Annotated in this window: 16 protein-coding genes; 6 read left to right on the top strand and 10 right to left on the bottom strand. The window is 70.7% G+C overall.

The genetic code is table 11. The annotated features are described in order from the left end of the window. The first annotated feature begins 166 nt into the window (after nucleotides 1-166). The 3 genes from H4N58_RS11505 to H4N58_RS11495 all read left to right on the top strand — a co-directional run bounded on the left by H4N58_RS11505 (nucleotide 167) and on the right by H4N58_RS11495 (nucleotide 6,181). Nucleotides 167-2,131: a translation factor GTPase family protein gene (locus H4N58_RS11505; RefSeq protein ID WP_167250646.1), complete on the top strand. Its 1,965-nt coding sequence runs from the start codon at nucleotides 167-169 to the stop codon at nucleotides 2,129-2,131. A gap of 276 nt (nucleotides 2,132-2,407) precedes the next feature. Beyond that, nucleotides 2,408-3,601 carry an epoxide hydrolase family protein gene (locus tag H4N58_RS11500; protein ID WP_167250648.1) on the top strand — a complete coding sequence of 398 codons (1,194 nt, stop codon included), beginning with the start codon at nucleotides 2,408-2,410 and terminating at the stop codon, nucleotides 3,599-3,601. A gap of 99 nt (nucleotides 3,602-3,700) precedes the next feature. Next, nucleotides 3,701-6,181, top strand: a complete 2,481-nt coding sequence (locus H4N58_RS11495) for a DUF6351 family protein (protein WP_167250650.1) — start codon at nucleotides 3,701-3,703, stop codon at nucleotides 6,179-6,181. Nucleotides 6,182-6,184: 3 nt separating this feature from the next. Here H4N58_RS11495 and H4N58_RS11490 read toward each other — a convergent pair whose 3' ends face one another. Both H4N58_RS11490 and H4N58_RS11485 read right to left on the bottom strand, forming a co-directional pair. Continuing rightward, entirely contained in the window at nucleotides 6,185-6,577 is a 393-nt protein-coding gene (locus tag H4N58_RS11490) for a PIN domain-containing protein (protein ID WP_167003191.1), read from the bottom strand. Further along, nucleotides 6,571-6,855, bottom strand: a complete 285-nt coding sequence (locus H4N58_RS11485; protein WP_167003189.1) for a type II toxin-antitoxin system Phd/YefM family antitoxin — start codon at nucleotides 6,853-6,855, stop codon at nucleotides 6,571-6,573. The genes H4N58_RS11490 and H4N58_RS11485 overlap by 7 nt, the downstream gene beginning before the upstream one ends. 116 nt (nucleotides 6,856-6,971) lie before the next feature. Between H4N58_RS11485 and H4N58_RS11480 the strand changes: the two genes are divergently transcribed. Continuing rightward, entirely contained in the window at nucleotides 6,972-7,742 is a 771-nt protein-coding gene (locus H4N58_RS11480; RefSeq protein ID WP_167003187.1) for a hypothetical protein, read from the top strand. Here the strand turns inward: H4N58_RS11480 and H4N58_RS11475 are convergent, their stop codons facing one another. The 8 genes from H4N58_RS11475 to H4N58_RS11440 are packed head-to-tail and all read right to left on the bottom strand — an operon-like array spanning nucleotide 7,743 to nucleotide 17,351. Continuing rightward, complete coding sequence (locus H4N58_RS11475) at nucleotides 7,743-8,306, bottom strand: hypothetical protein (protein WP_167250652.1); 564 nt, start codon at nucleotides 8,304-8,306, stop codon at nucleotides 7,743-7,745. It abuts the gene before it with no gap. A 53-nt stretch (nucleotides 8,307-8,359) separates the two neighbouring features. Then, complete coding sequence (locus H4N58_RS11470; RefSeq protein WP_167250654.1) at nucleotides 8,360-9,541, bottom strand: heparan-alpha-glucosaminide N-acetyltransferase domain-containing protein; 1,182 nt, start codon at nucleotides 9,539-9,541, stop codon at nucleotides 8,360-8,362. A gap of 4 nt (nucleotides 9,542-9,545) precedes the next feature. Continuing rightward, nucleotides 9,546-10,283 carry a glucosamine-6-phosphate deaminase gene (locus H4N58_RS11465; RefSeq protein WP_243845102.1) on the bottom strand — a complete coding sequence of 246 codons (738 nt, stop codon included), beginning with the start codon at nucleotides 10,281-10,283 and terminating at the stop codon, nucleotides 9,546-9,548. After that, nucleotides 10,280-13,093: a sugar-binding protein gene (locus H4N58_RS11460; protein WP_167250656.1), complete on the bottom strand. Its 2,814-nt coding sequence runs from the start codon at nucleotides 13,091-13,093 to the stop codon at nucleotides 10,280-10,282. The genes H4N58_RS11465 and H4N58_RS11460 overlap by 4 nt, the downstream gene beginning before the upstream one ends. Before the next feature lie 45 nt (nucleotides 13,094-13,138). Continuing rightward, nucleotides 13,139-13,948 carry a carbohydrate ABC transporter permease gene (locus H4N58_RS11455; RefSeq protein ID WP_167003179.1) on the bottom strand — a complete coding sequence of 270 codons (810 nt, stop codon included), beginning with the start codon at nucleotides 13,946-13,948 and terminating at the stop codon, nucleotides 13,139-13,141. Further along, nucleotides 13,945-14,847, bottom strand: coding sequence for a carbohydrate ABC transporter permease (locus H4N58_RS11450; RefSeq protein ID WP_167250658.1), 903 nt, complete (start codon nucleotides 14,845-14,847; stop codon nucleotides 13,945-13,947). The genes H4N58_RS11455 and H4N58_RS11450 overlap by 4 nt, the downstream gene beginning before the upstream one ends. Then, nucleotides 14,844-16,217, bottom strand: a complete 1,374-nt coding sequence (locus H4N58_RS11445; RefSeq protein WP_167003175.1) for an ABC transporter substrate-binding protein — start codon at nucleotides 16,215-16,217, stop codon at nucleotides 14,844-14,846. The genes H4N58_RS11450 and H4N58_RS11445 overlap by 4 nt, the downstream gene beginning before the upstream one ends. A 15-nt stretch (nucleotides 16,218-16,232) precedes the next feature. Beyond that, nucleotides 16,233-17,351: a carbohydrate kinase family protein gene (locus tag H4N58_RS11440; RefSeq protein ID WP_167250660.1), complete on the bottom strand. Its 1,119-nt coding sequence runs from the start codon at nucleotides 17,349-17,351 to the stop codon at nucleotides 16,233-16,235. 89 nt (nucleotides 17,352-17,440) lie between these two features. On the opposite strand from H4N58_RS11440, the gene H4N58_RS11435 reads away from it, so the two are divergent. Further along, entirely contained in the window at nucleotides 17,441-18,220 is a 780-nt protein-coding gene (locus tag H4N58_RS11435) for a DeoR/GlpR family DNA-binding transcription regulator (RefSeq protein ID WP_167250662.1), read from the top strand. Continuing rightward, nucleotides 18,217-19,554 carry a 6-phospho-beta-glucosidase gene (locus tag H4N58_RS11430; RefSeq protein ID WP_182397090.1) on the top strand — a complete coding sequence of 446 codons (1,338 nt, stop codon included), beginning with the start codon at nucleotides 18,217-18,219 and terminating at the stop codon, nucleotides 19,552-19,554. Before H4N58_RS11435 ends, H4N58_RS11430 begins: the two co-directional genes overlap by 4 nt. The last annotated feature ends 132 nt before the right edge of the window (nucleotides 19,555-19,686 follow it).

The raw sequence follows: 19,686 nt of genomic DNA, 5'->3' as shown, positions 1-19,686 counted from the left end.
CACTTCCTTAGGGGTCGACCCCGGCGACAGAGAAACCGTTCGACCCCGGCATGTTGCGCGTGCGACGGTGAGACCGAACCCGTACGACGACCAGTGAGAGGAACCACGAGCATGCCTGCAGCGACCACGCCCCGGACCCTTTTCCGTCCCACCGTGGAGCTGACCCTTGACCTCGTCCTCACTCACCCTCGGAGTCGTCGCGCATGTTGATGCCGGCAAGACCAGCCTGACCGAGCGACTCCTGTACGACGCCGGTGCCGTTGCTGCCCTCGGCAGCGTCGACGCCGGCACCACGCGCACCGACGCCTCGGACCTGGAGCGCCGGCGCGGGATCACGATCCGCGCCTCGGTCGCGACCCTCGCGTTCGGTGACCTCGTCGTCACGATCGTGGACACGCCAGGACACCCTGACTTCGTCGCCGAGGTCGAGCGGTCGCTGGCGGTGCTCGATGCCGCAGTGCTCGTCGTCTCCGCCGTCGAGGGGGTGCAGCCGCAGACCGTCGTCCTCTGGCGGGCGTTGCGGCGGCTGGAAGTGCCGACACTCCTGTTCGTCAACAAGGTCGACCGGTCCGGGGCGGATCTCGACCGCGCGGTCTCGCAGGTACGCCGTCGGCTGACGCCGGAGGTCGTCGTCCTGTCTCGCGTGCGGGGGACAGGGCTGCGTGAGGTCGAGGTCGAGGCGGTGCCGGCGGGGGACGCACAGGTCGTCGAGGCGGCAGCGTCGGTCGACGACGGCGTCCTCGCGACGTGGGTCGACGGCGCGACCCCCGCCCTTGGCGACGTCGCACGCGCGCTGCGCGAGGGCGTACGACGAGGCGCTCTGACGCCCGTGCTCGCCGGCTCGGCGCTCACCGGTGCCGGCATCGAACCGCTGCGTCACGCGATCACCCGGCTGCTCCCGTCGGCGGCGGCGCCGGACGGCCCGAGTTCCGGCACCGTGTTCGCGATCGACCGCGACGAACGGGGACGGCGTGCCTGGGTGCGGTGGTGGTCCGGTGCACTCCGCCTCCGCGAAAAGGTCGCTCCGGACGGGCGGCGTCCCGCGTCCGTCACTGAGATCGCGGTGAGTCGACCTGGGGGACTGCGGATCTCCGACGCGGTGGAGGCGGGCGAGATCGCCGCCGTACGAGGTCTCGACGTCCGGATCGGCGACGTGCTGGGGAGCGCGGCGGGACGGGCGTCGTACGCGTTCGCGCCGCCGACCCTGCAGACCGTCGTGGAACCGTACGACCCGACGCAGCGGATCGCGATGTTCCAAGGGCTCGCCGAGCTCGCGGACGAGGACCCGCTCATCGGCCTGCGTATCGACGGCGAAGAGGGAGAGGCGGTCGTCCGCCTTCACGGCGAGGTGCAGAAGGAGGTCGTCGCCGCGCTCCTCGAGGAGCGGTACGGGGTGCTGGTCCGCTTCTCGGAGACCTCGGTGGTGTGCCTCGAGCGCGTGGTCGGGACAGGGGAGGCGCTGGACGTGATCGGGGTGGACGCCAACCCCTACCTGGCGACGATCGGTCTACGGGTCGAGCCGGGCACACGGGGGAGTGGCGTGGTGTTCTCACCGGGTGTCGAGCGCGGCAATCTGCCGCCGGCGTTCATCGCCGCGACCGAGGAGGGCGTGCGCGCCGCACTCCGCCAGGGGCTCGCCGGGTGGGAGGTGACGGACTGCGTGGTCACGATGACGCGGTCGGGCTACTCCCCACGTCAGAGCCACGCGCACGAGGCGTTCAACAAGGCGATGTCGAGCGTCGGCGCAGACTTTCGCAGTCTCGCGCCGGTGGTGCTCATGGCGGCGCTCGAGCGTGCCGGGACGCACGTGTGCCGCCCGATCGACCGGTACGAGATCGACCTGCCGGACGACACGCTCGGCGCGGTCCTGTCGCTGATCGGCCGGCTCGGCGGGAAGACGACCGGGTCGACGCCGAAGGACGGCTTCACCGTGCTCACCGGTCACCTCCCGTCCGCGGCGGTGCCGGCGCTCGCGCAGCGCCTTCCCGATCTGAGTGGCGGGGAGGCGGCCCTGAGTGCGGAGCTGGCTCACCACGCCGTCGTTCCCGCCGGGACGGCGGCGCCGACGCGGCGGCGTACCGGACCGGACCCTCGCGACCGAGAGGGATGGTTTCGCGACGTACGACGGTAGAGATGTCACGCTGACCCTCTTTACGTCGAGATCACCAGCCGCCCGGGCTACAGCTACGGCGCGATCGGAGCAGTACGTCGTCGACACGGGCCACCTCGTCGGCTGGGGGGCTGGAAGTCGACGCTGCTGGACCTGACCGGTCCCGGGCGCGTCTACCTGCAGACCCGGAGCCAGGACGCGTTCCTCGGCTGGCCGATCCCGAAGCTGCCGAGGGACACCAGCTCGAGCTGACTTCTCGGTCCGGCTCAGCGGCCGATGAGGCCGTACGGTCGAACGATGACGACCACAACAGACACCTCGGGGTCGGCAGCACTGATCCCTTTCACGATCGACATTCCGCAGGCACAGCTCGACGACCTCGCGCAACGCCTCGCGCGGACGCGGTTCACGACACCGCTCCCTGGCGACAGCTGGGCGACCGGTGTCCCCACCTCATACCTGCGCGACCTCGTCGCGACCTGGCGCGACGACTACGACTGGCGTGCGCAGGAGTCCGCGCTCAACGCGTACCCGCAGTTCCTCACCGACATCGAGGGCCAGCGCATCCACTTCCTGCACGTGCGCTCACGCGAGGCGGACGCGCTCCCGCTCCTGCTCACCCACGGCTGGCCGGGCTCGGTGGTCGAGTTCCTCGACGTCGTCGGGCCTCTGACCGACCCTGTCGCGTACGGGGGTGACGCCGCGCAGGCGTTCGACGTCGTGATCCCGAGCCTGCCCGGCTTCGCCTTCTCCGGCCCTGTACACGACGAGGGCTGGAACGAGGCGCGGATCGCGCGCGTGTGGGCCGAGCTGATGCGACGCCTCGACTACGACCGGTACGGCGTGCAGGGCGGAGACATCGGTGCGGGCGTCGCGCCTGCGGTGGCGCGCGAGACCGGCAGCGACGGCACGCCCGGCAGCACGGTCGTCGGCGTGCACCTCAACGGCAACATCGGTGCGCCGACGTACGAGCTCGGTGAGGACGAGCTCGCGAGCCTGACCGACCTCGAGCGCGATCGCGTCCGTCGCACCGGGGAGTTCATGCAGGAGCATTTCGGCTACATCGCCATCCAGTCGACGCGGCCGACGGCACTCGCCGCGGGCCTGGCGGACTCGCCCGTGGGGCAGCTCGCGTGGATCGTCGACAAGCTCCGCGAGTGGACGTACCCCCGCGAGGTGCTGCCGGACGAGATCCTCGGCACGGACCGGCTCCTCACCAACGTGATGCTCTACTGGCTCACCGACACGGCGGCGTCGTCGGCGTACGTCGGCTACGTGAGCGCGCAGAGCTGGGGCGAGGCGCTCCCGGCGACCGGAGTGCCCACGGGCGTGATCGTCTTCGCCGGCGATGTCGGGATCCGTCGATTCGCCGAGAAGGAGCACGCGATCACCCGATGGGTCGACGTGGACCGCGGCGGTCACTTCGCGGCGTGGGAGGAGCCGGTGGCGTTCGTCGAGGACGTTCGCGCCTTCTTCTCCGACCTGCGCTGAGCGCTGACGAGGATCTGCATGGCGCTCGCCAATGTGAGGTAGGTCACACTACTGTGACCGCCAGCGGGCGACGACGGCGTCGCCGGAGGAGGGGCAGAGATGTCGAGCTTCGTCGTACGCCGCGTGGTCGCGGCCGCCACCACGCTGGCCGTGGCCGCGCTGGGTCTGGTCGCTGCGCAGACTGCGAACGCGGACGGTGGGCATGGCAAGAGGCATGGTGACCGCCTCACGATCACGGTGCTCTCGGGAGAGCCGGACCAGGTGACCGGAGGCGATGCGCTGCTCGAGGTCACCCTGCCGAAGAGGGTGCGACCGCGTGACGTGCGCGTGACGCTCAACGGCGACGACGTGACCTCCGCCTTCGACGCCTCGGCCGACGGCACGCTCGTCGGGCTGGTGGAGGGGTTGGAGCTGGGGAAGAACCGGGTGAGGGTTTCGACAGGCTCAACCAGCGGGAAGGGCTCAACCAGCGGGACGCTCACGCTCGTCAACCACCCGACCAGCGGCCCGATCTTCTCCGGTCCCCAGCAGCAGCCGTTCGTCTGCACGACCGCGCGTGGCCAGTTCGACGGGCGGATGATCCTGGGTCAGCCGATCGTCGACAACCAGGACCAGTTAGGCATCCCGGTGGCCGCTGAGGGCGAGGACGGCAGCTATCCGCAGGACGGCCGCGGCTATCCGACGGCGGACGCGGACATCGTGGGATGGAGCGGTGACTGCGCGGCCGAGACCCGCTACGGCTACGTCTACCGCTCGACGACCGACAACCGCTTCCACTGGCTCGACGATCCGGCGAGCCCGCCGGCCGACACGGCGACGACCACCACCATGGACGGCAAGACGGTGCCGTTCATCGTGCGCTGGGAACGCGGCACGATCAACCGGTTCGTCTATAGCGTCGCGATGCTCGCGCCTGTCGGTGAGGCCGATCCGACGCAGCCCGACGACTCGCTGTGGAACAAGCGCCTCGTCTTCAGCTTCCAGGGCGGCGTCGCCATCGGGCACACGCAGGGCACGACCAGCGAAGGCGCGATGCTGCCAGCCGATCTGCTCAAGCTCGGTTATGGCGTGATGTGGTCCAGCGGCACGCGCACGAGCACGCACTACAACCTGCAGGTCGGCGGCGAGACCGCGCTGATGCTCAAGGAGCACACGGTCGAGACCCACGGCGTCCCCGACTACACGGTCGCGGTCGGCGGCTCCGGTGGCGCGATCCAGCAGTACGTCTACGCGCAGAACCACCCGGGACTCATCGATGCCGCGATCGCGCAGTACTCGTATCCCGACATGGTCACGCAGGTCATCCATGTCGGGGACTGCGAGCTGCTCGAGCACTACTTCGACGCGACCGACCGGGCGAACCCCAAGTGGAAGGACCCTGAGGTCCGGCAGGCGATCATCGGGCTCAACGGCACCAGCTTTCCGAAGAACCTCTCGGCGGGCGAGACCGCGCAGTGGAACCAGCTGTACGCCGCCTACCAGGCGCTCGGCTACCAGGTCATGACGCGTGACCCGGCCTCGCCCGCGCCGGCACTGATGGAGTGCAAGCCGGGCTGGTTCGGGCTCACGCCGCTCGCGATGAACCCGACATTCACCGACGTCGAGGACCTCGACAAGCTCGCGCAGGGCGCCGACGGCGTCGAGTGGACGCACTGGGGCGACCTGGTGAACATCTACGGCACCGACGACGAGGGCTTCGCGCGGGTCCCGTGGGACAACGTCGGCGTGCAGTACGGCCTCAAGGCGCTGACCGACGGCGTGATCACCCCTGCGGAGTTCCTTGACCTCAACGCAAAGGTCGGCAGCTGGAAGGACTCGGCCGACATGGTCGAGGAGGGGTTCCCGTTCGTCGGGTCGTTCAGTCCTCAGAACTTCGACCCGTGGAGCGCGCGCAACATGCAGCTCAGTCCGGACGGCGGCGTGACTCCGGCGCCACGTCGGGCGGGTGACCGTGACGCGATGCGCGCGGCGTACACGTCCGGCATGCAGTTCGAGGGTGACATCGACATCCCGGTGATCGACTGGCGTCCATACCTTGAGGACGACCTCGACATGCACAACACGCAGCAGTCGTTCGCCGCTCGGCAGCGGATGCTGAACGCGGACGGCGACGCGTCCAACCAGGTCGTGTGGTTCACCGACGCGCGGCCGAGCCAGCAGTTCGACCAGACGCCGATGGCGTTCGCGGTGATGGACCAGTGGATGCGCAACATCGACGCGCACCCCAAGCGCGGCGTCGCGGGCAACAAGCCGGCGCAGGCGGTCGACTCGTGCTTCGCGACGGACGGCTCGTTGATCGCGTCCGGGCGGCGGGTGTGGGACGGCGTGCTCGACACGCGGGCGGCGGGGGACTGCACGCAGAAGTTCCCGATCTACTCCTCGTCACGGCGTGTCGCCGGCGGGCCGTACGAGGGCGGCATCTGGAAGTGCGCGCTGCAGCCGGTGGGGGCGGCGATCGCCAAGGGCCTGTACGGGGCGTGGCGGCCGACCGCTGCGGAGCGGGCGCGACTCGCGCAGGTCTTCCCCGGTGGTGTCTGCGACTTCCGCAAGGGAGACCAGGGCAAGCCCCGCCGCTGGTGACGCTCAGGGGTGGACGACGTCGATCTCGGTGATGCCGCGGGCGAAGTCGTGTCGGTTGTTCGTGACGAAGCGGTCTGCCCCCGCGGAGATCGCGGTCGCGAGGTGGAGGGCGTCCGGAGTCTTCAGGCGGTGCCGGACGCGGAGCGCGGCAGCCATCACGGCGACGTCGTGGGTCACGGGAAGCAGCGCCAGGCGACCGAGGATCGCCAGCAGCCTGGGGCGCTCGGCGAGACGGTCGCCGGCCAACGTCAGGGTCTCCGTGAGGAGAAGGGTCGAGCCCACCCCCGCAGGTGAGTCGGCGGCCGCGTCGTGGATCGCGTCGAGCAGTAGGTCTCCGCGGTCGTCGCCGGCCGCCGCGTAGATCACGATGTCGGCGTCGAAGGCCGCGGTCACCACGCGTCTCGGTCCTCGCGCATCGCGCGTACGAGCGCATCAGCGTCCGCCTCGCCGGTCGGATCGGGGAGTGGCGCGTGCCTCGAGGCATCGAGCTCGACGGCGATGGCATCGGCCGCGGCGAAGAGGTGGTCGACGCGCGCGGTCCGTGACTCGTGGGGCGGGGCGAGCCGTGCGACAGCCCGCCCGTGACGGGTGATCGTGATCTCCTCGCCCGCCTCGACCCGGTCGAGGAGCGCAGCGAGCTGCGCGCGGGCCTCGCTCATGGACATCGTCGTCATGGGCGTCAGTGTACAGAGATGTACAGACATGTCGGAGCCTCGTGAACTACGCGGTTGGCACGCGGCGATCCGGGCCTGGCAGTATTCGACAACCCCCTCACCCAAGGAACCTCTGCATGCCCAAGACCCACGCCGCTGTCACCATGTCGAGCCCCGTCCTGATCGAGCGCATGGTGAAGCGGTGCCACACTCAGGACGACTTCCCGGTCGAACGTGGATCGTCGCTGGCCGCCGACGACATCGCGAGCAATCCCTATCCCACGAGCCGCGTTCTGCGGATGTCGCTGACCGCGGGGATCGACCACCTCCATGCCGCGAAGGTGCTCGTCGTGGACCAGAAGGTCCCGCACACGGCAGCGACGTGGTCGCTCGCGCGCGGCGCCCTGGAGAACCTGGCCACCGCCTTCTGGATCCTCAGGCCCGACCGCCGTGACGACCGGATCGAGCGCACCCTGCAGTGGCACGCCCAGGACGTCATCGACTCGGACGACGCCACACGACACCTTGACGTCCCGAGCATGGCGTCAGTCGACGCCCGCCTGGGCGAGCTCGACGCGGTCGCGCACCGTCGCCTTCTCGCACCCGAGCGCGTCCGCCGCGGCTACACCGGCACCGAAGCCATCGCGTACGCGGACGAGAACCTTCCGCAGCCCACCCTCGGGGTTCGGCGTCCCTGGCAGCTCAGCTCGGGTTTCGCCCACGGACGGCCGTGGGCGCCTGTCGGGGCGTCGGCGCTCGAGACGTCGGGCAGTGCGCGACCGGACCTGCTCGACGCCGGTGCGACGAGCATGCCCAGCAGTGTCCTGTTCCCGTACCTCGCGGCGGTTCAGCTTCTCGAGGCCTTCCTCCGGCTCTACGAGGTGCGCGCCAACAGACCGCTCGTGTAGTCAGCCGCAGGAGTCGCAGATGCCCGTCGCCGGGACCGCCATGAAGCACCGCGGGCAGACGACGACGGGCCGCTCGACCTTGCGGACCGCCGGCCCGCGCCGCACGGTCCGCGACGCCAGCGCGACCCGCGGCGACCGCGTCGGCCGCCCACCGTCGGCGGGGAGCGCCGCTCCGAACCGCTGGTAGCAGGCGAACCGCTGCTCGGCTGCGTGCCGATCGGCGTCGGCGACCGGGGCGCCGCTCACTCGCGCGACCATCAGCCGGTAGCCGTCGACCGCTCGCCCGTCCTCGCGTACGCACAGTGCTGCGAGGATCGGCTCTCCTTGCGCGTGAGAGGCGGTCGCCACGTCTTCGAGGACCGGACCGAGCCAGGTCTCGGAGAGCGCGCGGGTCTTCACCCCGGTCCGGTGCTGCACCTCGACGGCAAGCTCTTGGTCGCTGATGTCGCCGCCGTACTCGCGTGCCTTCTCCACCAGGATCTCGCGGGCGCTCTTGGTCCAGAGGTGCTTGGCGGTCTCGTGGGCGACCGGCTGTCCATCGCCGATACGGAAGGTGTCAGTCACGAAGGGATCGTACGGGGCGGGTCTGGACGTTCTGCGCGTCGGGACCCGCCGGGTCACCTTTGCGTGGCATGCTCGCGGACCCTTCGTCGGGCGCCGTTCGCGGCGACGGCGGCCACCGCCTCCAGCGGCCCGCGCCCGACGTACCGGCGCCACGGGATCGCGATCGCGGCCGCGATCGCCGTGTGGACGAGGAACGCGTCGTCGATCGTCTCCGGCAGGACGGTCGCGACGAGGACGACGTGCAGCGAATACAGCGTGAACGTCATGCTGCCGATGGCGGCGACCGGCCACAGGGCGCGTCCGACCGCGTGCTCGAGCAGCAGCATGAGCCCGAGCACGGCGAGAGCGCACCCGAGCGTGTGCAGGAGGTCAGGGGGCGCACCCGAGTGCGGTGAAGCGATCCCGAGCCACTCCCACGAGGTCGTCGGGGTCGTCCCGAAGAAGCCGACGTGAAGGATGTCGTCATCGATCGGGCCCGTCGTGAAGTGCCGACCCGTGCCGGCCGCCTCGAGCTCGGCGAGCCCGCCGCCTGCGAGCCACCACGCCGAGCCCGCGTACGAGAGCACGGCCAGGGCCGTACCGCCGACAGCGAGCCACACCGCGACACCCACCCGCCGCAGGGGCAGCCGGCCGACACCCATGCCGACCAGCAGGTAGGCGGTCCAGGTCAGCACCGGGTAATAGCCGGTGAGCAGCAGGCTCGACGCGGTGCCGACCGGATCGGTGAGCAGCGTCCCGACGTTCGGAACCCCGGAGTCCAGAGGCGTCTCGATGCCGAGGCGGAGCCACTGGCTGAGCACGGGCCCGACGAACGCCCAGGTCAGGCCGAGACCGATCAGCCACCCGGCCCTCAACCGGAGGAACGGCAGTGCGACGACGAAGAGCACCCCGTAGTAGCAGAGGATCACCGCGAGACCGGAGTCGAACGCCCCGAGGACCAGCCCCACGACGAAGATCACTGCGGCCCGCGCGGTGGTCGCGGCCGCCGCGGTCGCCCACCCACGACCGTGGGGTGGCGATGTGCCGCCGCTGGCGAGCGCGATGCTCACACCGGCCAGCACCGCGAAGAGCGCCGAGGCGCGTCCTGCGGCGAGGACGTGCGCGAGAGACGTCTGACCGTCGGATCCGATGTGCGGTTCGACGTGGGTCGAGATCATCCCGATCAGCGCGACGGCCCGGGCGGCGTCGACGCCCAGCAGCCGTCGCCGCGAGAGGATCGTCGACCGCTCGGGCACGCGTTCAGCGTACGGCTGCGGCGGCCTCGCGATCGGTGACGACGTACGCGTCGGGGTGTCGCTGCAGCACCGAAGCGGGACATGCGGGATCCACCGGACCGTGCAGCGCGGCGTGGACAGCCTCCGCCTTGCGTTCGCCGAGCACGATCAGCACCAGACGCCGCGCCTGCATGAGGGTCGCGAGCCCCTGGGTGATCGCGTGGGTTGGGACGTCGGCGGGGGAGTCGAAGAACCGCGCGTTGTCCCGTCGTGTCGACTCGGTCAGCCGCACGACGCGGGTCTGCGAGTCCAGCGACGAGCCCGGTTCGTTGAACCCGAGGTGACCGTTGCGGCCGATCCCGAGGACCTGCACCGCGACGGACGCCGCCACGACCTCGCGCCCGTACCGCTCGGCCTCCTGCTCCGGATCGGCCGCCTGGCCGTCCGGACCCCGGACGTCGAGCCCGAGCGCGTCGGCGACCTCGCGTCTGATCACCGAGGCGTACGTGTTCGGGTCGCCGGCGGGGAGGCCGAGGTACTCGTCGAGCAGGAAGCCGCGCCGCGCGACCGGGGAGGCCGTCGCGCCTAAACGTACCCGGCGGACGATCTCCTGGTACGCGCCGAGGGGTGACGAGCCGGTCGCGAGACCGACGGCGCTGTCGGTCTCGAGCACGTCGAGGATGAGGTCTGCGGCCGTGTCCGCCACCTGGCCCGCGTCGTCGCGGACCAGGTGGCGGACGGTCGATCCGGGTGGTGTCGTCACCGCACCCGCACTGACGAGCTCGCGGTCCCCGTACGGCGGTCGGGGTCGAACCCGAGCAGCACGGACGACGGTGTCTCCGTCACCGGGATCCGGATCTGACGCCGACCTGGTCGCAGGGCGACCTCGACGGAACCGGCCAGCTGCGTGTCGTCACCGGTGACCGCGAACAGGTGCGCGGTGCCGCGCTTGTCGACGTCGACGGTCACCACGACCGCGTCACCGCGCTGCGTCGCCCGACGCACGCGCGCGGTCGACCGCGGGGCGAGCGTCGGGAGCCCCGACAGCCCGACGCCGGAGCGTACGGCCTGCTCGATCGACTGCGGCGAGTCGAGGCTGTCGAGCCCCGGGAAGTCCAGCTTCGGCGGCACGCTCTCCACCTCCGGCGGCGCGCCACCCCCGAGCTCGACACGACCCCATCGGTACGGGTCGCCCTGGACCCCGCCCCACGTCGACCACCCGACGCGGGTCTGGCCGGCCTTGTCCTGGGTGTCGGAGTCGTAGACGAACATGTTGAAGCCCATCCGGTCGGGATCGACCGTCGCCGGCAGCGCGGCGAGCGGGATCTTCATCTCGATGACGTAGCCCGTGTACGGCGCGCCGACCGCCGAGGCCATCTCGAACCCGGGCGCGACGTTGCCCGGATCGAGCGTCGTCTCGTCGGAGCCGCCCTCGCCGGACATCGGGAAGGCGCCGATCGGGCCCTGGGTGTGGTCGGCATCGCGCGCGGCGCACGACTGGCCCTCGGCGGTGAACGGGAGTGCCCCGATCTTGAAGGTGGTGGAGGTGTTCTCCGACGACCCGTCGGGATCGATGGCGACCTCGAGCGAGTCGACGCGCCAGTGGCGCTTGCAGTCCGACGCCGCGAGCACGGCGCTCTTGACGTCGTCGGTCACCTCGGCGGCGACGTAGAGGTCGTCGCCCGACCGCGTGACGTAGCCGGTCGCGCTGCAGTCCGCCGGAGACGTGCACGCCTCCCCCTCCCAGCGCCGCGAGAGGTCGATCGTGGCCGCATACTCACCGGCGCCGACGGTGCCGTCCAGCGTCGGCGCCGCCGTCTCGCCGACCTGCGTCGTCGGGACCAGCTCGAGCGCCGCCGTCGTGGTCGACGACCCGGAGCTGCTCGTCGTCGTGATCGTGTAACCGTAGTCACCGCCGACGCCGCCCTCGTTCGACGTGGGCAGCGTGTCGTCGGTGTTGGTGACCTCGAGGTCGAGGCGCTGTGTCGCACCTGGCGCGAGTCCCTCGTACGAGATCGTGTCGTCGGCCGCCGCGAAGCCGTCCGGCAGGTCCACCGTGACCGTTCCGGACTCAGCGGCGTCGCTGTGGTTCGTGACGTCGATGCCGAGCGTACGTGTGCCGCCGCTGGGCAGCGTCAGCACCGGCGTGACGAGCCCGCGCAGCTGCGGAAGCCCGACCGTAGGAGCCCACTCCTCGAACTCGGCGACCTGCGGCAGGAGCTGCTGGGTCCCGGACACGCTCGGCGTCACCGAGAGCTTCTGGTTGGTAGAGCCGGCGCCCGCGCCTGAGCGCACGTCGAGCCCGACCAGTGCCCGGGTGTTCGCCGTGACCCCGCTCGGTGCGGTCACCGTGATCGTGCGGGTGACCGTCGTCCCACGAGGAACCGTGCCGAACGACACCGAGGTCGTCCCGCTCCACCCCTGCGGCAGCGTCACCGCACCGGCGGCACGGACGAGCCGTGTGCGCTTCGGCGCGGTGAGCCGCGCCTCGAGCGTCACCGACTGGCCGGGCACGACGTCGACGTCCTCGCCGGTGAGCTCGAGGCCGGTCCCGAGCGGAAGTCCGCCGCGAGCCTGGCGCGTCGCACCCTGCAGCATCGTCGCGGGGGAGGCTGCGGCGGCCGACTGGTCGCCGCGCGTGAACGGCACGCGCGAGGCCACCTGGGTGAAGTAGTCGCACCCGATCGCCTCGGGGTCGGTGCTGGGATCGGGGAACCCGGCCCAGCCCTGCGAGGCGTACTTGCGCTGCGCCTCGCGCTCGACGAGCGCCCACGTCTTGCCGCTGGCCGCGCGCTCCCCGGCCCAGACCCCGTACACGTCGTCGGTGGGATCGGTCGGGGTGAACGCGCGCGGGCACGAGGAACCGACCTGGCCGCTGCCGCGGGCGGAGTTCAAGAAGAGCTTCGCCGGAGCGTACGGGCGCAGTCCCTCCTTGGTGATCTGCGAGCGGAAGCGCGACGGGTCGCCGGCCACGGCGTACGCCTCCGCGGCGAGCCGCGCGGCCTCTTGGTGACCGCCGTGGTTGCCGGGGGTCGGGGCAGGGGTCATCGTCACGACGACCTCGGGCCGGGTCTCGCGGACGATCCGGACGAGCCGTTCGAGGGAGTCCTCCGCGTCCCACGCCTGCTGGTGCAGGGGAGCGCTGACGGAGTAGTAGAAGTCGACCTTGTCGAGGTTGAACACGTCGCGGACGCCGGCCGTACCGACGGCGGCGCGCTCCTCGCGCTCACGGATGAGGCCGAGGGCCGGGCCCTCCTCGGGGCCGACGGCATTGCCGCCGCCCTCGCCGCGGGTGATCGTCACGACGCCGACGCGGCTGCCGTACCGCTCGCCCCACTCGCCGAACGTCGACAGCCGCCCCGACTCGTCGTCAGGGTGCGCGCCGACGAAGAGCACGTCGAGGTCGGTGGCCTTCGTGGCCGTCGTCTCGGGGGACGGCGCTGCTGCTGCCGGCCCGGTGACGAGGCCGGCACCGAGGAGCGCGGCTGCTGCCGAGGTCGTGGCGAGCCTTCGCCATCGTGGTGGTGGAGCGGCACCGGTGGAGTTGGACGTCTGCTGCGTGCGCTGGACCATGAGTCCCCCTTGGTTCTCGGATCGATCGACGGTCAACCACGTGGTTCAGCCCTTCACCGCCCCCTCGGTCATGCCGCGGATGAAGTGACGCTGGGCGATCAGGAAGAGCACGAGCATCGGCAGGGCGACGATCAGTGCGGCTGCTGCGAGGAGCGACGGCGATCCGGTGTATTGCCCGCTGAAGAAGGTCAGCCCGAGCGGCGCGGTCCGGAGGTCCTCGTTGCTGGGGATCATCACCAGCGGGAGCAAGAACTCGTTCCAGGTCCACATCGAGAACAGCACGACCATCGTCACGACCGCGGGACGCCCCATCGGCAGGAGCACCGACCAGAACGTCCGGAAGTGCCCGGCGCCGTCGAGCCGCGCCGCCTCGACCAGGTCACGCGATGTCCCTCGGAAGTACGCCCGCATCCAGAAGGTGCCGAACGCGAGCGACTGCGCGACCTGCGGAAAGATCAGCGCCTGGTACGTGTTGATCTGGTCCAGGTCGCGCAGCTGGTAGTAGAGCGGGACGACGATCGCCTCGTTCGGCACCATCAGGCCGAGGAGCAGCACGTAGAACAGGACGGACGAGCCGCGAAAGCGCATCGTCCCGAAGGCGTAGCCGAGCATGCACGACAGCGCCGTCGCGAGCACGACCACGCACACCGTGACGATCACGCTCGAGCGCATGTACGTCGAGAAGTGCCCCTCGTCCCACGCGGTGGCGAGGTTGCTCCAGACGATGCCGGACTCGTTGGGGTTGTCGGAGACGAACGCCGACGCGACGATCATCGCGATCGGGAAGAGGGCGACGACTGAGCCGAGCGCCAGGACGACGATCGTGACGCTGCGCTCGAGCCGCGAGGTCTTCATCGGTTCTCACGCTCCGGGATCCGGTTCACGAGGACGGTGAGCAGCATGATGAACGCCGCCAGCAGCAGCGCGATCGTCACACCGGTGCCGACGTCGCCCTGCCGCATCGACTTCATGTAGACCTCGTACGCCGGGACGGCGGTCGCGCCGCCCGGTCCGCCGGAGGTCATCAGATAGACGAGGTCGAACGTCCGCAGCGCGGCGACCATCGTCAGCGTCAGGGCGACGGCGAGCTCGTTGCGCAGGGACGGCAGGCTGATGGCGAAGGTCTCGCGGAAGAAGCCGGCGCCGTCGAGGCGGGCGGCGTCGTAGACCGCGCGGTCCATCCGTGACAGCCCTGCGAGGAAGAGCACGGTGCACAGGCCGGTGCCGAGCCACGTGCCGACGAGCCCGATCGCGATCAGCGCGGTGCTCGGGTCGCCGAGCCAGCCGCGTGCGAGCCCGTCGAGACCCACCGCGCGCAGCGCTTCGTTGAGCGGGCCGTCCGGCGCGAGAATCCGCTTCCACGCGACGGCGACGACGGTCAGCGCGATCACCTGCGGGACGAACACGACGGCCTGGAAGATCCCGCGCCCGCGCACTGTCGACCGGACGAGCAACGAGGCCGCCAGGAGTCCCAACGTCACCGGGATCACCGAGAAGAACACAAGCAGCACGAGCGCGTGCCCGAACGGCGTGCGCAGCGCCGGGTCGGTGAGCACGTCGACGTAGTTCTGCAGCCCCACCCAGGTGCCGGAGGAGAGCCCGTCCCACGCGAAGAACGACAGCCACACCGCGTAGGCGAGCGGCGCCAGCAGGAAGAGCGCGAGCACCACGAACCCCGGCAGGAGATAGAGATAGGCGACGTTGCGCGGCTCTCCTGGGGGTCCGTGGCGCCGTCGCGCGCCCTGGCTCGTCACTCGTTCTGGTCCGTGAAGTCCGTGTAGTTCTTCTCGAGGGCGTCGAGGAACGCGGCGGTGTCCGTCGAGCCGGCGCTGAGCTTCTGGAGCTCCTGGCCGAGCAGGTCGCTCATGTCCGGCGTCGCCCAGTCCAGGTACGGCACGAGGGAGTCCTCTGCGGTCACCTGGTTCCAGGCCTCCACGACCTCCTTGCCGACACCGGTCGCGCTGGCTGCGTCGCCGTCGATGACCGGGAGCCCGCCGTTCTCCTGGATCACCTTCATCGCGTCGGCGTTGGTGAGGAAGTCGAGGTATGCCGCGGCCGCGTCGGCGTGCTCGCTGGCCTCGGTGATTGCGAACGGGAGGCCCGTGCCGCCGGTCACGGCCAGCTCGCCGACCGGGCCGACCGGCGGCAGCGCGAAGCCGAGATTGTCGCCCATCGCAGCCTCGAGGTCTGCTTGGTACCAGGTGCCGCCGATCATGAACACGCCCTGGCCCTTGGCGAAGTTGCGCCACGCGGTGTCGTTGGGCACGGCGTTGAAGTCGGGCGTCAGGTAGCCCGCGTCGACCCAGGACTTGAACAGGTCGGCGCCGTCGACGTTCTCCTCTGTGGTCCACGAGGCTCCCTCGCGGCCGTACCCGAGCGCACGGGTGTCGTCGCGCGGCACGTACTGGTTCATCGCGACGGCGTAGTCGTGGATCGCCGGCCACGCCTCGGCGTTGCCGAGCTGGACCGGCAGCTCGCCGGCGGCCTTTGCGGCCTTCATCGCGGCCTCGAGCTCGTCGAGCGTCTTCGGGGCCTCGATGCCGAGGTCGCCGAGCTTCTGCTTGTTGACCCACAGGCCGACCATTTCGCCGACCTGCGCCATCCCGAAGAGCGAACCCTCACCGAAGGTCTTGCCGTCCTTGCTGTACGAGGCCGTGCTGCGCACCGACTCGGGGAAGCGCTCGTCCCAGCCGTAGACCTCGGCGTACCCGTCGAGCGACTGCAGCAGCCCAGCGGAGACGAACTGTCCCATGTCGGCGCGGCCGTTGTTGACCTGGACGACATCTGGCGGGTCGTCGTTGGTGATCGCGAGGCGGACGGTCTTCTGGAGGTCGTCGAAGGACTTCGAGGTGCGCTTGATCGTGACGTTCGGGTACTTCTTCTCGAACGCCGCGTTGAGGGTCTCGATCTGCTTCGCCTGCCCACCGCGCACCTCCTGGTCCCAGACGTCCAGGGTGAGGTCGCCCATCGCGGCGACGTCGGTCGAGATGTCGTCGGGCTTGGCCTCCTTGCCCTCGTCGTCACCGCCTCCGCCGCCGGGCGTGCATGCAGACAGGGCGAGCACGGCGCTCGCGGCCGCGACGGCGGCGGTGAGCACCGACTTCTTGACGGCACGGACGGTCATGGCGGCTCCTGGGTGTCATTCGCCCCGGGGGGCGGTGCGGAAATCTCGGGTCCGAGGCTCGGTCGGGGTGTGGCTCGGGTGGTCATGGGTGTCCCCGACGAAGCCGATGGTGGCGACGGCTCGGCCGTACGTGCGGTGCTCGACGGTCGTCAGCACGTCGTCGAGGAAGGCGTAGTCGCGCGCCAGCCAGGAGCCGGGCTCGAGGGCTTCCCACCACTCACAGATGGCGCCCCAGCCTGGCGCGGCCAGCGCACCACCGAAGTCGCGTACCGACAGTGCGGCGCAGAGGTTGGCGAAGCGCAGGCGCTGCAGCAACGGCCACTCGCGGAGGGTGGCGGCGACGAGCCCTGCGAGGAAGACGTCGCCGGCCCCGGTCGGGTCGAGCGCGGGCACGGTGAGCGCCGGCGCCCACGCGGTCTCGCCGGTGGTGGCGTCGGCAGCGTACGAGCCCGAGCTGCCCGCGGTCACGACGGCAAGCGGGACCCAGTCACGGATCCGCTCGAGCGCGGCGCCGGGGGAGTCGGTGCCGGTGTAGGTCATCGCCTCGACGGCGTTGGGGACGAAGGCATAGCACCCGTCGAGCCGTTCGCGCAGCGACGTCGCGTCCCAGAGGCCGGTCGGGTCCCAGCCCACGTCGGCGAAGATGCGCGTGCCGCGCTGGGCGGAGGCGTCGAGCCAGTCAGGCCGCTCATCGCCCACGTCAGCGAACGCGGCACGCGCCGTCGGCAGGACGTGGGGGACCGCGAGGTCGGCCCGCGGGGGCTTGTGCGCATGGGTGATCATCGCGCGGTCCTTGTCATAGGCGAGCGAGACCGTGACCGGCGAGTGCCAGTGGGGCCACCGGTGCGACGCGGACAGGTCGATCGCCTCGTCGTCCTCGAGCGTGCCCCACAGGTAGTCGCCGTACATGTCGTCACCGAACGCCGCGGCCAGCGAGGTTCGCAGCCCGAGGCGAGAGGCGGCGACGGCGAGCGTCGCGACGCCGCCCGGGCTCGAGCCCATCCCCGAGGTCATGACCTCCCGTCCTCCGACTGGCGCTTCCTGCAGACCGGTGAAGATGATGTCGAGGAACACCGGGCCGGTCACGAAGAAGTCACACGCCAGGTCGTCGGTCTCAGGGCTGTCGTGGGCCATTCCGTGAGTGTCGCTCAAATGCGCAGGATCGCGCAAGAGGTGAGCGTGGATGCGTATCCGTGCGCGGATCTGCCTGTTATGGTCACCGTGTGCGTGCAAATCTCCGACACGAGCGGCTCCTCGATCTCCTCGAGACCAGCGGTCCCGTCGACGTCGCCACGCTCGCGCGCGTGCTCGACGTCAGCGACGCGACCATCCGCCGGGACCTGTCCGCGCTGGCGCACGCCGGCCAGCTCCGTCGCCTCCGTGGCGGGGCCGCTCCCACGCTCGACCGCGAGGCACCCTTCGAGCGCGTCGCGACGCAGAACCCACTCGAGAAGCGGGCCATCGCCGAGCACGCGGTGACCCTGGTCCCCGACGACGCGGTCGTGGTCTTGGACATCGGCACGACGACGAGCCTGGTCGCCCGGCTGCTGCGTGGACGCCGGGTCACCGTGATCACGTCCAGCCTCGCCGTGTACGACGAGCTGCGCGACGACCCCGTCGTCGACCTCATGCTGCTCGGTGGTCTGGTCCGTACGAACTACCACTCGATGGTCGGGTTCCTCACCGAGCAGGCGATCGCCCAGGTCCAGGCCGATGTCCTCTTCCTCGGCACGAGCGGGGTCCGGCGCGACGGGTCGGTCTTCGACACCACGGCCGTCGAGGTCCCTGTCAAGAAGGCGATGCTCCAGGTCGCCGACCGGGTCGTGCTCCTCGCCGACCACACCAAGCTCCCCGGGGGTGGATACGCCCGGGTGTGCGGGCCCGACCAGTACGACGTGCTGGTGACGGACCGCCCCGTCGACGACGAGACCGCACGGGTGATGAAAGATGCCGCCGTCGACGTCCACGTCGCCCGCCCGTACGACACCCAGGAGGACTCGTGAGGCTCACCATCGTCGGTGGCGGAGGGTTCCGGGTGCCGCTCGTCTATCGCGCGCTGGCCTCGGACGAGCACACCTCGCGTGTCGACGAGCTCGTCCTCCACGACACCGACGGTGTCCGGCTGCAGCGCGTCGCGGCGGTGCTGTCGGAGATCGCGGGCGAGTACGCCCGTCCGCCGCGGGTGCGCCTCACGACGGACCTGGCCGACGCGGTGTCGGGTGCGGACTTCGTGTTCTCGGCGATGCGAGTCGGCGGCCTGGCGGGGCGCGTCTGCGACGAGCGCTCCGCTCTCGATGTCGGCGTCCTCGGTCAGGAGACGACCGGTGCCGGGGGCGTCTGCTACGGCCTTCGGACCATCCCCGTCGCGCTGGCGCTCGCAGAGACGGTGCGCCGCGCGGCGCCGGAGGCGTACGTCATCAACTTCACCAACCCCGCCGGCATGGTCACCGAGGCGATGTCCGCGGTGCTCGGGCGCCGGGTGATCGGGATCTGCGACTCGCCGGTCGGTCTCTTCAAGCGGGTGGCACGCCTCCTGGAGATCCCGCGGGAGCAGATCACGTTCGACTATGCAGGGCTGAACCACCTCGGGTGGCTGCACCGTGCGGTCGTCGACGGCGTCGACCTGCTGCCGGGGCTGCTCGCCGACCCCAGCCGGTTGACGCAGATCGAGGAGGGCCGGCTCTTCGGCCCGCAGTGGCTGGCGTCGTTGGGCACGGTCCCCAACGAATACCTCTGGTACTGGTACTACACCGCCGACGCCGTCGCGTCGATCGAGAGGGCCGGTGTGACGCGCGGCGAGTATCTGCTGGAGCAGCAGGAGCGCTTCTATGCCGGGGAGGGGGACGCCTTCGCGCACTGGGAGCGCACGCGGCTCGACCGCGAGGAGACCTACATGGCCGAAGGACGCGCGAGCACCGACGCCGGCGCCCGCGACGACGAGGACCTCGACGGCGGTGGGTACGACCGGGTGGCGCTGGCGCTCATGGCGGCGATCGCGGCCGACGAGGGGGCCGACCTCGTGCTCAACGTCCCCAATGACGGGACCCTCGACGCGGTCGACGCGGACGCGATCGTCGAGGTGCCGTGCACCGTCGGTGCCGACGGTCCGCGTCCCGTCGCGGTGTCACAGCTGCTCCCGCACGAGCGTGGACTCGTCTCGACCGTGAAGGACGTGGAACGGACGACGATCGAGGCCGCGACCTCCGGTTCGCGTTCGGCCGCCCTGAAAGCGCTCGCGCTGCACCCGCTCGTGGACTCCGTGACCCATGCTCGTCAGATCCTCGACCGCGAGCTCGCGGCGCTGCCCGAGCTCAGCCGCGTGCTGATCAACCCCTGAGTCGCGTCCAGGTCGAGAACGGCACCGACGGCGGCAGGTGCTTCACCTTGCGGGACCGCGACGGGTGCGAGCAGCGTCAGCTATCCGCTCGGGATCTTCGGAGCGTGGGTGTGGTTCTGGCAGCAGGCCGAC

This window comes from Mumia sp. ZJ1417 (assembly GCF_014127285.1).
Taxonomy (GTDB): Bacteria; Actinomycetota; Actinomycetes; order Propionibacteriales; family Nocardioidaceae; genus Mumia.
Note: the sequence above shows the minus strand (reverse complement) of the source record. Positions and strands in the feature narration are given on the sequence as shown.